The organism is Streptomyces sp. ActVer, from assembly GCF_027270795.1.
In the GTDB taxonomy this organism is placed as follows: Bacteria; Actinomycetota; Actinomycetes; order Streptomycetales; family Streptomycetaceae; genus Streptomyces; species Streptomyces umbrinus_A.
The window spans coordinates 23,332-38,795 of the sequence record NZ_JAPWHT010000040.1; the positions used below are offsets into that span (position 1 = coordinate 23,332).

Below are 15,464 nucleotides of genomic sequence, written 5' to 3' on the forward strand. Positions count from 1 at the left end.
CGGCTCTCAGTCGCCCCAGTGACCCCGGCCCACCGCGACCGGGGTCTCAGGGACGCTCCGTGTCGTACGCCGTCCGGTTCCGATGGGCGCGGTCCGGGCCATCGGCGCCATCGAGATCCTCGGCGCCGCAGGCCTCGTACTACCGCCGCTCACGGGGACGGCCCCCGCCCTCGCGATGTTCGCCGCACTCGGCTTCCTCGTACTCCCGATCCTGGCGACCGTCCTTCACCTGTCCCGCGGAGAGGTGAAGGAGACCGGCCTCAACGTCGTCCGGAACCCGGACCGTAGTCTTTCCGTCTTCCCCCGTCGGGCGGCCGTTCTCCATCAGGGAGGGAGCGGCCACGACTGGAAGGAGGCAAGCGAAACCCACTCCGACCTTTGACTAAAATCTATTAAATCGGCTGAAAATTGAGATACATAACATCGCGGGACTTCTCGCGAATAAGACGCGGAATTACGTTCTCCGCGTGGCGCGGGTCACGGGCGGGACTCTGGGCCGTGGCGGCTGTCGTGGGCCTCGGATTCCTTGTCGCGCTGGAGATCGCCGCACGCCACTACGGCGAGCCGGGGCCGATCACCAATCAGGCGCGAGAGGTGATATTCGCTCCCAAATCAGGCTTTCTGTTGTATGCCGGTATGGCCTTGATGATGGTGGTACTCACCTGGCGGCAACGGTTCATCGCCGCCGGCGCCGCGATCGGTGTCGACATCGCCTTCGCGGCGGTCCGGTGGGCGGCGGACGCCAGGGTGACCGACGGCCACCCCTTCGGAAACGGCGCGTTGTGGGTGATCCTGGGCGGCGCGGTCGTCGCCGTCACCCGCCGTACCGGCCGGGAACGCGTCCTGCTGCTGAAGGGCGTCGGGATGGGCCTGCTGCTGGTGGCCGGCCGCAAGACCGGCGACACCTGGCTGCTCATCACCGCCAGGACCCGCCCAGGGGTGCTCGACCAGTACGTGGCGACCGCCGATCACGCACTGGGCAACCCGTCGTGGCTGGTGGGCCGGCTCGTCGCGGCCACGGGCCCGGTCGGCTCCAATCTCCTCAACATCGTCTACGGGCAGCTCGCGGTGGCCGCGGTCGTCGTCGCGCTGTACCAACTGCGCAACGTGGCGGCCGAGCGCCGCTTCCCACGCCACCATCTGGTGCGTACGTTCCTGGTGATCGGCCTCCTCGGGCCCTCCATCTACATGATCTTCCCGGTGGTCGGACCGGTCTTCGCCTACGGCACCGGCGTCGAGCACTGGTCGTCGGTCGGCCTGTGGCCGGAAGCGCCGCCCAGCGGGCAATGGGCGGTGGCCAACCTGTGGCCGCAGACGCTGCCGCCGATCAGTACCCCGCACCCCATGCCGTTCGACGAGGTCACCCCACGCAACTGCATGCCCAGCCTGCACACGGCATGGGCCACCGCGATCTTCATCCACTCCCGGAAGGCCCCGCGGGCTCTGCGATTCGCAGGAACGTTCTGGCTGGTGGCCACGCTCGGCGCAACGCTGGGATTCGGCTACCACTACGGCGTGGACCTCATCGCCGGCGTGGTGTTCACGCTCACGATCGAGGCGGCTCTCCGCTCGTTCGACCGCGGCTGGGACCGACCGGGGCTCCGACTGGTCGCCTACGGCACCACCGTCTTCGCCGCACTCCTGACGTCCTACCGCTACCTGCCGCTGGAGATGGCCAGGCATCCGTGGCTGTACGGACCCCTCCTCGTCCTGGCGATGACGTCGGTGATCTACGGCTACGCGAGGACCACCGCACAGTGGGAGCCGAGGACCACCCCGTCACGACAACCGGAACGGCAACCTGAGCTGGTCTGAGCTGTGTTGCACCTGGTTGAGGGTTGAGGGTTGAGGGCGGAGGTGGGGGATGGCGGGTGGCCGGTCAGCCGGTCAGCCGGTCGGTCTGTCGATCCGTCGCCGGCCGGTTGGGCTCCGCTTCCGCTTCCGGACCCGTGTCACTGAAATCCAGTTCCATGGTTCGGCTCGGCTGCGTCAGCATGTGCGGCGTTGATGAGCCTGAGGCGCTGTGGAGGAACCTGGTGGACGCGGGACACGAGCCGAGCCTGATTCTGCTGTGCGGACTCCCTGGTTCCGGGAAGACGACGCTGGCCAGGCGCCTGGCGAGCGAGATTCCGGCCGTGCGTCTGTGCCCGGACGAATGGATGGTGGATCTCGGCTTCGACTTGTTCGATGTGCGGGCGCGAGACCGGCTGGAGAGGCGGTTCTCCCAGCATGCCCAGGAGCTGTTGAAGCTCGGTCAGACTGTGATCCTGGAGTTCGGCTTCTGGTCACGCTCCGAGCGGGACGAGAAACGCCTCGGGGCACGCGCACTCGGCGTACCCGTCGAACTGCACTACCTGGCGGCGCCGATCGACGAACTGTGCCGCCGCCTCGACGCCCGCAACGAGAAGGACGAGCGGGGGACGGCCCGGATCACTCGCGAGATGCTCGAGCCGTACGCAGAACTCTTCGAGGCCCCGACCAGCACCGAACTCGACCTGTTCGACGAACCGCCTTCGGGGCGGACGGGATGACCGGGGCCCGCCCGGTGCCGGTGATCGATCCGGTGCGGCTGTGGTGCGAGCGGTGGTGCGAGCGGCGGCGCCCCGGAGGGGCTCAGCCGGGCAGGTCCCATTCGTCGAGCTTGGTCTTCACCTGGAGGTTGCGCTCCGCGTGCCAGAGCACCACGCCGGCGACGGTGGTACCCACGACGGGCAGTTCCGTCCTGTGCGGCATGGCGGTGATCTCAGCAAGGCCAAGGGCGTTGGGTACGCCGTCGATCAGGAGGAACACCCCGAACGGCCGGCGCCCGACGACTCGTCCGCCGACGTGAGATCCAACGGGCAGCGCGGAGACGGTTGCCGGCCGGCTTTGCTCGATGGACTCAGGGGACGGCACCTGAGAGCGGTCGGCCAACTGAACTCGGGCATTGGCCAGGCATGACGAGTGCGACGGAAGCTGTCGAGGGACCGACACCGCGTGAAGGCAGAGAAGATGACCCCAAAGACCGACCGTGTCGACGACGAACTGATCCGGGCAGCAGCACACATCGCTGCCACCCGCTGCCGGGGCGACAACCACACCATGGCCGCCGCGGCCCGCGCCCGGGACGGCCGGATCGTCACCGCGGTGAACGCCTATCACTTCACCGGAGGGCCCTGCGCGGAGCTGGTCCTGATCGGCACCGCCGCCGCCCAGGGTGTCCATGACCTGGACACCATCGTCGCCGTGGGCGACCGCGACCGAGGCGTCGTGCCCCCGTGCGGCCGCTGCCGCCAGGTCCTTCTTGACTACTTCCCGGCACTCAAGGTCATCGTCGGAACGAACGACGGCCCCCGGACGGTACCCGTCACCGACCTGCTCCCCGAAAGCTACATCTGGGCGGACCACCAGCTCGACGCCGAGGAGAGCACACCACTCAGTACGAACTGACACACCAGGCGGACCCCCGACCGATCACGTCCGCCCGCCCGTCTCGGACCAGGGGGGCGCAATCCGGCAGCTCTCGAATGGTTGTCCGCCGTTGACGTCTTTCGAGTGACAAACAAATGGCGCAACGGCCGTGACGTTTCTGCATTCCGGTCACTGAGCTGGCACTTTTCGGCCAGTCGGGGTGGGTGGCTCATCAGTTCGGATGGTGTCGCGGCTCGGCGTGATCTTGATCCGATCTAAAGTCGTGCCGCTCGTTCAAGATCACTCTCCATTGAGGCATGTGTGACCTTCCAATTCCCTTGCGCGGAACCCTTCTTGATGACGCGGCTGTCGGCCGGACGCGGTGGAGCCACCCGGTGACAGTGGCTGTTCTCGAAGGCATCGCAGGCTTCGTTCCCCCGCGCACGGTGGCCAACGACGATCTGCCCGTCGCGTGGGGTGTCGACGACGCCTGGGTACGCAGACGCAGCGGCATCGGCGAGCGACGCTGGGCGGCCCCCGGCGTGGCCACCGGCGATCTCGCGCTGGAGGCCGCCCGCAAGGCACTGACCGTCGCCGGCCGTCCGCTGGTGGATGCCGTCGTCGTCGCCACCTCCACTCCCGACCGGCCGATGCCTGCCATGGCGCCCCGGCTGGCCACGCGCCTCGGCCTCGGCGGGGCGGCCGCGTGGGACGTGTCCGCCGCGTGCAGCGGATTCGTCTACGGGCTCGCCACCGCGGCCGGCGCCCTGGCCTCCGGGTGCGCCGAACGCGTGCTGCTGGTCGCCGCCGAGGTGTACTCGACCCTCATCGCCCCGCAGGACCGTTCCGCCGGAATCGTGTTCGCCGACGGCGCCGCGGCGGCCGTACTGCGGCGCGGAGCCGAGGGCGAGCCGGGCAGCGTCGTGGCGTTCGACCTCGGCAGCGACGGCTCCGGCGACACCCTCATCCAGGTGCCCGGCGGCGGCGCACTGGAGCGCGCCCGTCCCGACGGCTACGGCCCGGACGACCGCTACTTCCGTATGCAGGGACGCGAGGTGTTCCAGCACGCGGTCACGCGCATGTCCCAGTCCGCCCGGACCGTACTCAAGCACGCGGACTGGTCGGCCGAGGACGTCGACCACTTCTGCGCCCACCAGGCCAACGCCCGGATCCTGTCCGCCGTCGGGGCCCGCATCCCCGTACCCGCCCACCGGCACATCACCAACATCGAGCGGGTCGGGAACACCGGCGCCGCCTCCATCCCCCTTGCCCTGGCCGACGCCGCGGCCCGGGGCGAACTGCGCGGTGGACAGCGCGTACTGCTGACGGCCTTCGGGGCCGGGCTCACCTGGGGTTCGGCCGCACTGCTGTGGCCGGAGCTGCCACCCGTGCCGCATGTGGACGGTGCCGCCTCGCCCACGTGGGCCGCCCCGCTCGCCTGACGCCCGTCTGTCGTCGCCTGCCGCCGTCTGTCACCGCCCGTCCCAAGGCGTCCCGGCCACTCCCTGCCCGTCCCCCTCATCCTCAGGACCCCGCCCACCGGCCCACGCCTCCATGTCCCGGCCCAGGCCCCATGGCCCAGGCCCCATGGCCCAGGCCCCATGGCCCAGGCCCCATGGCCATCAACCCCGTTGCGCCTGCCGATCCCGTTGAACCCATCTACCCCGTCGCTCCCGCTGAAAGGAACGTCCATGTCCCCCGCCCAGACCGCCGTAACCGCCGTACTGACGCAGAAGTTCGAGGTCAGCCCAGAGAGCATTCGTCCGGAGGCCACCCTGGAGAGTCTCGACCTCGACTCCCTCGCGCTGGCCGAACTCGCCCTGGCGCTCCAGGAGGAGCTGGGTGTCCCAGTGGAGGAGGACGAGGCGGCCAAGCACAGCACGGTCGGTGAGCTCGTCGCCGCGCTGAACGCCAAGCGGGCCTGATGGCGGGCCCGATGACCGCCCTGCGTACGCCCGTATCCGTCACCGGTCTGGGTCTGATCACCCCGGCCGGTGTCGGCCGGGAGTCGACATGGGTGGGGATCCTGCGCGGCCGTTCCGTCGCGACGGCGGACCCCGAACTCAAGGAATGCGCCGTCGACTTCTCCTGCCGGGTTCCGGCGATGACGCCGGAGCAGGCCCGCATCGGCGGCGGCAAGGCCTGGCGCATGGGCCACTTCACCCGGCTCGCCGTACTCGCGGCGCGCGAGGCGGTCTCCGACGCGGGCCTCGACCCCACCGCGTGGGACGGCGCGCGGGTCGCCGTAGTGATCGGTTCGGGTCTCGCCGGCGCCGCGCACCTGGAGGACCAGACCCGTCGCCGTAGTGATCGGTTCGGGTCTCGCCGGCGCCGCGCACCTGGAGGACCAGACCCTCCGCCACCACCACGGAGGACCCGAGCTGGTCTCTCCCGCGCTCGTGCCCATGCTGATCCCCAACATGGCGGCGGGCGAGGTGCTGCTGGACCTGGGTGCCCGCGGCCCGTCGCTGGCCACGGAGACCGCGTGCGCGTCCGGGGCGAGCGCCCTGGCCACGGCACGCCATCTGCTCCTGGCCGGGCTGTGCGACGTCGCGGTCGCGGGCGGCGCGGAGGCCGCCGTCACCCCGGTGATCACGTCCGGCTTCCAGCGGATGGGGGCGCTGTCGTCCCGCACCGGCGACCCCGGGGCGGCCTCACGGCCCTTCGCGGCGGACCGGGACGGCTTCGTGATCTCCGAGGGCGCCGCAGTACTCGTACTGGAACGGCCGGAGGACGCGCGGGCGCGCGGCCGACGTGCCTACGCCCAGCTCGCGGGCGCCGGCCTCACCTCGGACGCGTACCACCCAACTGCCCCTTCCCCCGGCGGAGTTCATGCCGAGACCGCGCTGCGGGCGGCGCTCGCGGAGGCGGACCTGTGTCCCGCGGACGTCGACCACGTCAACGCCCACGGCACCTCGACGCCCCTCAACGACCTGACCGAGGCCGAGATGATCGGCCGCGTGCTCCCGCACCGCCCCAGCGTCACCGCCGCCAAGGGGGTCCTCGGGCACAGTCTCGGTGCCGCGGGCGCGATCGAGGCGGCGCTGACGGCACTGACCATCAGGCACTCCACCGTGCCGCCGATCGCCAACCTCACGCCAGGCAACCTCGCCTTCGACCTGGACTGTGTGACGGGCCAGCCCCGTGCCCAGCGCGTCAGGGCCGCCGTGAGCCAGTCCTTCGGGTTCGGCGGGCACAACGTCGTGCTGCTCTTCACCGAGGAATGACCAATTGACCTTTCACAGCACCATCGTTCACGCGGCCGTCCACATCCCCGAGGGGCGGCAGAGCGTGGCCGCGGTGGAAGACCGATTCCGCGCGGGCAATCCCACCCACCCGCTGTCCCGCGGGGTGCTCCAGCGCATGTACGGGCTGGCCGAGCGCACCGTGGCCGACGACCTCGACCAACCCTCCGACCTGGCCGTCCACGCGGCGCGCGACCTGCTGGCGGACACCGGCACCGATCCGGCCGGCATCGACCTGCTCCTGTACGCGGGCATCCTCGCCGACATGGAGGAGCCGGCCACCGCCCACGTCGTCGCCGACAAACTCGGCCTGCGGTGTCCCGTGTTCGACCTGAAGAACGCCTGCAACGGAGTCCTCAACGCCCTGGAGGTCGCCGACGCGTTCATCCGGGCCGGTCAGTACCGCAGGGTGCTGGTGGCCACCGCCGAGGTCAGTACCCGCGAAAGCCGCTGGACGGTGGACGATCCGGCGGACGTGTCGACCGCACTGCCCAGCCTCAGCACCGGCGACATGGGCTCCGCCCTCCTGGTCGAGGCGAGCGACCGGCCGGGCATCCTGGGCTCCCGCTTCTTCGCCAACTCCTGGGGCTGGCAGGCGGCGACCCTGCCCAACCCGTACGCGCAACACCGCCGACTCGGCCATCTGCGCATCGACTCCGCGCAGTTGGCGGCCTCGTTCGACGGCTTGCCGGACAAAGTACGAGGAGCGCTAGGGGAGTTGGGAGTCGAGGGCGACGACCTGGACCTCGTCTGTGTGCACCAGCCGTCGGTGCCGTTCACCCGCGTCGTCTGCGACTGGGTGGGCGTCGACCCGAGCCGGATCCTGGCCACCTTCCCCACCCACGGCAACGTGGCGACCAACACCATCCCCCTCCAACTGGCCACCGCCCTCGACACCGGCCGCCTCCAACGCGGCGACCTGGTCGGCATGTTCGGCTTCGCGAGCGGGGCCAGCGCGGGAGTGGTGATCTGCCGGTGGTGAACGACGCCGGATGCGGTCCGCTCCGGTGCCGCACATGACTCCGGTGCCGGATGTGACCTCGCCCGGCGCCTGACACAACTCCGTTGCCTCACACGGAACACGGACCAGTGCCCGACGCGGGCCACAACCCCGTACGAACGAACGCGAAAGCTCCCCTCATGCCCTCGTCGCCCGCCCACCCCGCACTCCACACCCCCGTCCCACCCCGCATCGCTCCCCTCCCTCCGTCCGAGTGGCCCCCGGTCCTGCGGTCGCTGCTCGCGGACTCCCACGCGGACGGTCCCGGCCGGGAGAACCTGTTCGGCACCCTCGCCCACCACCCCGCCCTGGCTCAGGCCTGGCTCTCCCTCGCCCGCGTACTCACCCACGAGGGAACCCTCGGTCACCGCCGACGTGAGCTGGTCGTCCTGCGCACGGCGCACCGGCTCGACGCGGCGTACGTGTACGAGCGGCACCGCACACCGGCCGCGCAGGCCGGCCTGACGGCGGAGGAGATCGAGGCCACGGCGACCGACCCGCACACCCACCCCTGGGCGCCGGAGGAAAACCTGTACTTCCGGCCGTGCTGGTGACGTTCTCGAAGGACGCCCCGGCCGGTCACCCAGCCGGGGCGTACACGTCAGATGTCGTCGTCCAGCCCCTCCTCGCGGCGGATCATCCGCCAGGCGGCCTTGCGGGCGCTGCGGTCCAGGCTGGACTTGAAGCCCTTGTCGGGGCCGAAGTACTGGCGGCCCATGCCCGCGATGGTGTCGATGTGGTCGGCCATCTTGTCCGCGAAGACGTTGTCGAAGACGAGGCCGAAGTTCTCCTCGTCGTTGACGACGGCCGCCGCCCGCACCTTCGGGTCGGCCTTGGCCTCCTCGAACGGGCGGATGACGTCCTGCTCGGTGAACTCGGTGCCGAACCGTTCGTTGAACTTCTCGATCAACTCGGAGAGCAGCGACTTCTCCGCCTCCTTCGCGCCGCCCGAGCCGTCGCCGAAGCCCGGCATCGTCGCCGGCCCCTCGGGGGCGAGGGAGACGTCGTACTCGCCGGTCTTCTCCACCCGCATATGGCTGAGGTCGACCTCCCCTATGTCCACGCCGCCGTCCGCCCGGCGCGGCAGCCGGTTGAGGAGGTAGCGGCCGTAGAGGTGCAGCCGTTCCAGCTCGGCGTCCCGGTAGGGGACGATCTGCGCGAGGAAGCCGTACTTCCTGACGTAGTCGTTGAGGTCGGCGCGGAAGCCCTCCGCCGCCTCCTGGTCGTCCTCGTCCTCGCTTTCGAGCAGCGCGGTGAAGCGGGCGACGGCGGGGGAGAGCAGCCGGTACAGCTCGGCGTGCAGCTTCTCCCACTTGGACTGCGAGCCCGCCGCCTTCTCCTTGGCGGCGAAGTACGCGGCGGCGAACTCGTCCATCTCCTGCCCGGACAGCATCGCCGCCTGCATGACCCGGCTCTGCGCGGTGTAGAGCAGGTTGGGGTCGGAGGGGAGGGTGTTCGCCTCCTCGAAGTACGGGCGGAAGGACTCCTGTATGTCCTCGGCGTCGTTGACGAAGTCGAGGACCGCCAGGTCGGCCTGGGTCTTGCGCTCGGCGGTGCGGTTCAGCCGGGACAGGGTCTGGACGGCGGAGATGCCGGTCAGCGTCTTGTTGACGTACATCGTCGTGAGGAGCGGCTGGTCGAAGCCGGTCTGGTACTTCTCCGCCACGACCAGGATCTTGTACTCGCGCTGGCCCGGACCACCGGCTCGGGCGGCCTTGTCGTCGACACGCGTGTACGCGAACGCCTTCGGCAGCGCGCTCTCCGACAGCCCGCCGTTCTCCTTCGGCTCGGTGGTCTCCTCGCCGTCGACGGTGAGCGATCCGGAGAAGGCGACGAGGACACCCAGGTCGGGGTATTTGGTGTCGTAGTCCCGGTCCTTGATGTAGCTCTTGATGGCGCGCGCCATCTGTACGGCGGACTGCCGCGACGCGGTCACCACCATCGACTTGGCCCGCCCGCCGAGGCGGCCCCGGCTGTGCGCCACGAAGTGCTCCACGATCACCTGGGCGTGCTGGGCGACGGTCGAGTCATGGGTCAGCGCGTACCGGGCGAGCAGGCTGTTCGCCTTCGAAGGGTCGACCTCCCGCTCGTCGGGGTTCTGGTTCACCAGCTTCCAGTACGTGTTGTACGTGACGTAGTTGCGCAGCGGGTCGAGGATGAAGCCCTCCTCGATCGCCTGCCGCATGGAGTACGTGTGGAAGGGCCGGTAGGTCGCCTTGCCGTCGATGTCCTGGAGCGTGCCGAAGAGTTCGAGGGTCTTGGCCTTCGGTGTGGCGGTGAAGGCGAAGTAGGAGAGGTTCGCGGCGCGGGAGCGCTGCTCGGCCCGCTTCTTGAGCTGCTCGTCCAGGGGAGCGCCCTCGGCCTTGACCGTGGTCGCGCCCGCGTCGTCCGAGTCGGAGTCCAGGCCGAGGTCACGCAGGGCGGCCCGTACGTCCTTGGCGGCGTCGCCGGACTGCGAGGAGTGGGCCTCGTCCACGATGATCGCGAAGTGGCTGCCCCGGATCTCCGTGGGGTTGCGCTCGATGTACGAGATCAGCGCCGGGAACGAGTGCAGGGTGACGGTGACGATCTTCCCGGTGTCGCGGGACAACGCCTTGGCGAGCTGCTCACCCTTCGCCCCGTGCTTCTCGTCGATCTTCACGACGAGGCCTGCCGTTTGCTCGAAGTTGCCGACCGTTTCCCGGAGTTGGGCGTCCAGGTTGCGGCGGTCGGTGATGACGATGACCTTGTCGAAGACCGGCACGCCCGGCTTGAGGCCCTTCGCGATGGCCTCGGCGTCGAGTTCGCGCGGATCGGTGGGGGTATGCAGGTCGCTGAGGCGGTGCGCGAGCCAGCCGATGGTGTTCGACTTGCCCGAGCCGGCCGAGGCCATGACCAGGTAGTCGTGGCCCGCGCCGTGCGTGGCGGCGTGCACGGTGAGCTTCTTGACCGCGTCCCACTGCTGGAACCGGGGGAAGACCATCGTCTTGGTGCTGCCACCGCCGGGCGTCTTGGTCTTCTGCAGGTGCACGAACCTCTGGAGCAGGTCCAGCCAGTTGTCCGGCTGCCAGACCTGCTCCCAGAGGTAGGAGGTTGCGTACGTGCCGTAGGCGGTCGGGTCCGGGTTGCCTGCTCCGCCCGGCTGGCCGGGGCCGTTGGAGCCGGTGTTGAACGGAAGGAAGCGGGTGTTCTTGCCCTTGAGCTGGGTGGCGACGAAGACCAGGTCCGGGTCGACGGCGAAGTTCGCGACGACGCGGCGCGTGAAGATCAGCTCGGTGGGGTCGCGGTCGGTGCGGTACTGCTCCTTGGCCTGCTCCACCCCCTGCTTGGTCAGCGGGTTCTTCAACTCGGCCGTGGCGACGGGGATTCCGTTGAGGAAGAGGGCGAGGTCGAGCCGGTTGCCCCAGTCGGCCTGCTTCGTCGCGTACTCGAGTTCGCGGACGACGGTGAGGCGGTTGGCCCGGTAGCCGTCGAGTACGGAGTCGTGGGCGACGAGGTTGGGTTTGAAGTAGGCGACGCGGAGCAGGACGCCCCGGTCCTTGACGCCGTTGCGGAGGACATCGAGGAGCCCGTTGGTGGCGATGGCCTGATCGAGGCGGCTGGCGAATCCGCGCTGTGCCTCGGTCGGGTCGTTGCCGTAGACGGTGAGGAGTTCGTTCCACTCGTCGGGTTGGGTCGCGCCGATGAAGGTGAACAACTCGTTCGTGTCCAGGCCGAGATCGGCCCGGTAGTCCTGCGGGCGTGCTTCGCGCCAGCCGCGCTCGACCATGGCGGCGACGATGGCGTCGCCGAAGGCGGACTCCGTGTGGATGGGGCTCATGGCTATGCGCTCACTCCGTCCGTTACGTTGCGTCCGCTGGCGGTGGAGACGTCGAACTGGCCGGTTACGGCGGCGGTGATCAGGGCTTGGCGACGCTCAGCGAGCAGAGCCCGTTGGACGATCATCCGGCGGCGTAGGGATTCGCGTTGTACGAGGGTCCGGGTGATTCGTGATGCGGACTGCTCCTGCGTCCTCACATCCGGAACCTCAATCGCCAAATTTGCGACATCGCCAAGCCCAAGTCCCACCTTGGTTCCGCCGTAACTGTTCATGCGCAGAAACTGATTTGACCGGGCGGACTTGATGGCGTAGGCCAGCCATGTGGGGTTACAAGAACTCTGGTCTGGGCGGACCATTGCAACATGCTGACTGATATTTGCATCTGTGGCTCGGTCATCGACGATGGCCACTGATCCGATATCTGCGGTAATGCTGACGAGGACATCCCCGGGTCGGGTTCGCGACCGTTCTCGTTCTGGACCTGATGGTGCGGTTACATACAGAGAGTCATCGAGATCAAGTGTGATTCCACGCCTCGGGACATTGGTGATCCGAAGGAACAGGGATCCTTGATCCGTTACCAAGTCGCCCCAACCCCGGGGTCCACTCGTGATCCTCGTCGCAAGGTGCTTCACTCGCGTTGGGGTTCCAGCGGTAGATTCCAAGTATTCGCTGATGACGCTGGCCTCTGACGGCCCCAACAAGTCGATCTGCTGCCTCCTGATGGCAGCCATGCGGTCTACCCGGGCGGTCTCGGCGTCGAGGAAGTCGGCGATGCGGCGCTGCTCATTCAGAGGCGGAAGCGGCAGAGGGAAACTCTGGATCTTGCTGCTATTGGTGGAAGCCAGGTTTGTGGTTCTCGTGCCGGTGCTCTCGAAATAGTGACGGCCGTAAAGAGACTGGGTCACGTAGGCGAGGAAGCGGCCGCTGAGTCGCTGTGGATCGGGGCGGACCGCGAAGATGTGGTTCTGGTGCAGGCACCCGTCAAGTTCGCCCTGCCAGACCGTCCCACGGCCCAGCTTGTCCAAGTCCCCTCCTTCGGTCATCAGGACGTCACCTGGACGAAGTGTGCAGCGTTGGGCCACACTTCGAGGCACAGTGATCTCGGTGACCGATTCGAGGTCGAGGCTCCCTGCTTGGACATTGGCGACACGCAAGTACGGACTGGTGACGACGTCACCTGTTACGTCCCGTTTGGCATCGACGGTCAGCCCGTTCTGCAAGCGCGCGACATATCCGAGGCGTACAAGTTCGTAGCTGCCAGAGGGTTTGAGGGAAGGCGGTGTGACGGCTGAGGTGTTCACTGGGTCACTTCCCCGAGCAGACCCTGAATCTCCGCCTCCAGCGACTTCAACTCCGCGTCGATCTCGGCCAACGGCCGCGGCGGCTTGTACACGTAGAAATGTCGCGTGAACGGGATCTCGTAGCCGATCTTCGTCTTCGTGTGGTCGATCCACGCGCCCGGCACGTGCGGCAGCACCTCCCGCTTGAGGTACTCCTCGACGTCCTCCCCAAGCGGAACGTTCTCGTAGTCCCGCAGATCCGCATCCGTCTCCGCCGCACCCTTGACCTTCTGTACCTCGCCCTCCGGGTCCCGGACACCGACCGTCTCCCGTACCGCTTTCGCGAACGGCGCTCCTGACGGCCACGTAAGCCCGGCCGCGACCACCGCGTCCTTGAGTGCGATGAATGCGTCGGACTTGGTCGCCCACGACGAGCCGAGCAGCGTACGCACCGCCGCGACGAACTCCTCGCTCCGCTCCAGCCTCGCCACCGGCTTGGCCTCCGCCAGCGCCGCCAGCGTCTCCTCCGTCACCTCGAAGCGCAGCTTCAACGGCCGCTCCACCGTGATGCGCTGGTAGCCGAAGTCCTCGTTGGCGAAGACCTTGACCTTGCCGTGCAGCGGGTGCTCCGGATCGCCCGCGACCTGAAGCGCCTCCGCGTACAGCCGGGTGATGTCCCCGATGTGGTCGGGGCGGCCGTTCGTCCCGTCACCCAGCTCCTTGCGCTTGTCGCCGAGGGACTTGCGCATCTTCACCCACTGGTCGCGCGCGTCGAGCAGGACGACCTTGCCCTTGTGGTCCTTGTCCTTACGGTTCGTCAGGATCCAGAAGTACGTGGAGATACCGGTGTTGTAGAAGAGCTGGTCCGGGAGCGCGACGATCGCCTCCAGCCAGTCGTTCTCCAGGATCCAGCGGCGGATGTTGGACTCGCCCGACTCGGCCGCGCCCGTGAACAGCGGGGAGCCGTTGAAGACGATGGCGATGCGGGAGCCGCCCCCGCCGTTCACGTCCACCGGCTTCATCTTCGAGATCATGTGCTGGAGGAAGAGCAGCGAGCCGTCGTTGATGCGCGGCAGGCCCGCGCCGAAGCGGCCGGCGTCGCCGAGCGACTTGTGCTCGTACTCGACCTCCTCCTTGACCTTCTTCCACTCCACGCCGAACGGCGGGTTGGCGAGGATGTAGTCGAACCTGCGGCGGGCGTGGCCGTCGTCGGAGAAGGAGTTGCCGAAGCGGATGTTCTCGGGGTCCTGGCCCTTGATCATGAGGTCGGAGCGGCAGATCGCCCAGGACTCGGGGTTGAGTTCCTGCCCGTACACCTCGACCGTCGCGTCCGGGTTGAGGGCCTTGATGCGGTCGTCGGCGGCGCTGAGCATGCCGCCCGTGCCGCAGGCGGGGTCCATGACCGTGCGGACGACACCCGGCACGGTAAGGGCGTCCGCGTCGGGCGCCACCAGCAGGTTCACCATCAGCTTGATGACCTCGCGCGGGGTGAAGTGCTCACCCGCGGTCTCGTTCGACTGCTCGGCGAAGCGGCGGATCAACTCCTCGAAGATGTAACCCATGTTGTGGTTGGGCACGACGTCGGGGTGCAGGTCGAGGTCGGTGAACCTGCCGATGACCTGGTAGAGCAGGTTCGCGCCGTCGAGCTTCCTGACCTGCTGGTTGAACTCGTACTTGTCGAGGACCTCGCGGGCGTTCTCGGAGAAGGCGCCGACGTAGATCTGCAGGTTCTTCGCCGCGTTCTGCGGGTCGGCCGCGATCTTCCGCAGCGTGAGGTCGCTCTTGTTGTAGAAGGAGTGGCCCGAGGCTTTGCGCAGGAAGTGGCCGGCGTCGATGTCCTGGCCCGCGAACCTGGCGACGGTCTCGACGACCTTGTCGCGCGTCGGCTCCAGGACGCACTCCAGACGGCGCAGCACGGTGAACGGCAGGATGACCTTGCCGTAGTCGGACTGCTTGTAGTCGCCGCGCAGGAGATCGGCGACGGACCAGGCGTGGTTCGCCAACTCCGTGTGCTTACTGCTGTTCAAGAGGTCCCGGCTTCCTTCCGAAGAGCGCCGTCCGGGCGGGGGACGGCAGGGATCCAGTGTCGTCGTACGCGGTGGGACGCGTGGGGCGTTTCAGACAGAACGGCTGTCCGGGATGCCCGACGTATCCGGGCTGCCCGGGGTGTCCGGTGGCAGGAGTACGCCGGCGGTGAGGCCGGTCGTCAGGGTGGCCGCGGAGTCGGCGGCGAGGTCGGCGGTTCGGCGGACGGCCGCGCGCAGCTCGTACACGCGGCGGAAGGCCTCCCCGTAGCGCCGCTGTTCCTCCAGCGGCAGCAGCGGTACGCGCAGGCGGCCCGGTGTGACGTGCACTTGGGTGCTGCCGGTGGACGCGGAGGCGATGTTGTCCTCGGCGCCGAGGAACCCGGCCAGGAACCACGGGTCGAGGCGGGCCGGGTCGGGGCGCAGGAGGTGGATGTGCTGTCCGAGCAGGGCTCCGGCGTCCCGGTCGTCCGCGACCCGGGTCATCGCGGACTCGTTGGCGCTGCCCGCGAGGGCGCGGACGAGGACGTCCCCGGCAGCGACGGGCTGTGCGGCGTCGGCGTGGAGGTCCAGGGCTCCGCCGGACGGGGGGTTTCCGGTGGAGACGTCCTGGGCGGTGAGGACCGGCCGGTCCACGGTGGGGGCGGCGGAGCCCTTGGAGCCGCGGGTGCCGGGCGCCGCCGCCCGCAGCACGGTCAGGGCCCCGCCGCGCGCCAGGTCGGA

At 68.8% G+C, this 15,464-nt stretch carries 11 protein-coding genes and 2 pseudogenes; 9 read left to right on the plus strand and 4 right to left on the minus strand.

Going from position 1 to position 15,464, the window contains the following annotated elements; all coding sequences use genetic code 11:
- Positions 1 to 82 precede the first annotated feature (82 nt).
- The 9 genes and pseudogenes from O3Q52_RS09585 to O3Q52_RS09625 all read left to right on the plus strand — a co-directional run bounded on the left by O3Q52_RS09585 (position 83) and on the right by O3Q52_RS09625 (position 8,189).
- The gene (locus tag O3Q52_RS09585) at positions 83 to 382 is read left to right on the plus strand and encodes a DoxX family protein (protein WP_269648394.1); all 300 of its coding nucleotides are present in this window, start codon (positions 83 to 85) and stop codon (positions 380 to 382) included.
- A 116-nt stretch (positions 383 to 498) separates the two neighbouring features.
- Positions 499 to 1,815: a phosphatase PAP2 family protein gene (locus O3Q52_RS09590; RefSeq protein WP_269648395.1), complete on the plus strand. Its 1,317-nt coding sequence runs from the start codon at positions 499 to 501 to the stop codon at positions 1,813 to 1,815.
- A 221-nt stretch (positions 1,816 to 2,036) separates the two neighbouring features.
- Entirely contained in the window at positions 2,037 to 2,531 is a 495-nt protein-coding gene (locus O3Q52_RS09595) for an ATP-binding protein (protein ID WP_269648396.1), read from the plus strand.
- A gap of 460 nt (positions 2,532 to 2,991) precedes the next feature.
- Positions 2,992 to 3,429 carry a cytidine deaminase gene (locus O3Q52_RS09600; RefSeq protein ID WP_269648397.1) on the plus strand — a complete coding sequence of 146 codons (438 nt, stop codon included), beginning with the start codon at positions 2,992 to 2,994 and terminating at the stop codon, positions 3,427 to 3,429.
- A gap of 356 nt (positions 3,430 to 3,785) precedes the next feature.
- Entirely contained in the window at positions 3,786 to 4,832 is a 1,047-nt protein-coding gene (locus O3Q52_RS09605) for a beta-ketoacyl-ACP synthase 3 (RefSeq protein ID WP_269648398.1), read from the plus strand.
- Positions 4,833 to 5,081: 249 nt separating this feature from the next.
- Entirely contained in the window at positions 5,082 to 5,315 is a 234-nt protein-coding gene (locus O3Q52_RS09610) for an acyl carrier protein (protein WP_055618755.1), read from the plus strand.
- An 11-nt stretch (positions 5,316 to 5,326) separates the two neighbouring features.
- Positions 5,327 to 6,617 (plus strand): annotated as a pseudogene (locus tag O3Q52_RS09615) (beta-ketoacyl-[acyl-carrier-protein] synthase family protein).
- 4 nt (positions 6,618 to 6,621) lie between these two features.
- Positions 6,622 to 7,617 (plus strand): 3-oxoacyl-ACP synthase III family protein, encoded by a 996-nt coding sequence (locus tag O3Q52_RS09620; protein ID WP_269648399.1) that lies wholly within the window; start codon positions 6,622 to 6,624, stop codon positions 7,615 to 7,617.
- Positions 7,618 to 7,775: 158 nt separating this feature from the next.
- Positions 7,776 to 8,189: a carboxymuconolactone decarboxylase family protein gene (locus O3Q52_RS09625; protein ID WP_269648400.1), complete on the plus strand. Its 414-nt coding sequence runs from the start codon at positions 7,776 to 7,778 to the stop codon at positions 8,187 to 8,189.
- 47 nt (positions 8,190 to 8,236) lie between these two features.
- Here the strand turns inward: O3Q52_RS09625 and O3Q52_RS09630 are convergent, their stop codons facing one another.
- The 4 genes and pseudogenes from O3Q52_RS09630 to O3Q52_RS09645 form a co-directional block, all read right to left on the minus strand.
- Positions 8,237 to 11,434, minus strand: a complete 3,198-nt coding sequence (locus O3Q52_RS09630) for a type I restriction endonuclease subunit R (RefSeq protein ID WP_269648401.1) — start codon at positions 11,432 to 11,434, stop codon at positions 8,237 to 8,239.
- A gap of 2 nt (positions 11,435 to 11,436) precedes the next feature.
- On the minus strand, positions 11,437 to 12,738 hold the full coding sequence (locus tag O3Q52_RS09635) for a restriction endonuclease subunit S (protein WP_269648402.1): 1,302 nt from the start codon (positions 12,736 to 12,738) through the stop codon (positions 11,437 to 11,439).
- Positions 12,735 to 14,744, minus strand: coding sequence for a class I SAM-dependent DNA methyltransferase (locus tag O3Q52_RS09640; RefSeq protein ID WP_269648403.1), 2,010 nt, complete (start codon positions 14,742 to 14,744; stop codon positions 12,735 to 12,737). The genes O3Q52_RS09635 and O3Q52_RS09640 overlap by 4 nt, the downstream gene beginning before the upstream one ends.
- A 90-nt stretch (positions 14,745 to 14,834) precedes the next feature.
- A pseudogene (locus O3Q52_RS09645) lies at positions 14,835 to 15,464 on the minus strand (SAM-dependent methyltransferase); the annotation flags it as partial.

Bases quoted from the DNA above. Each gene is read 5' to 3' on its own strand.
- O3Q52_RS09600 (WP_269648397.1), top strand. From the start codon at position 2,992: ATGACCCCAAAGACCGACCGTGTCGACGACGAACTGATCCGGGCAGCA.
- O3Q52_RS09585 (WP_269648394.1), top strand. From the start codon at position 83: ATGGGCGCGGTCCGGGCCATCGGCGCCATCGAGATCCTCGGCGCCGCA.
- O3Q52_RS09625 (WP_269648400.1), top strand. From the start codon at position 7,776: ATGCCCTCGTCGCCCGCCCACCCCGCACTCCACACCCCCGTCCCACCC.
- O3Q52_RS09630 (WP_269648401.1), bottom strand. From the start codon at position 11,434: ATGAGCCCCATCCACACGGAGTCCGCCTTCGGCGACGCCATCGTCGCC.
- O3Q52_RS09610 (WP_055618755.1), top strand. From the start codon at position 5,082: ATGTCCCCCGCCCAGACCGCCGTAACCGCCGTACTGACGCAGAAGTTC.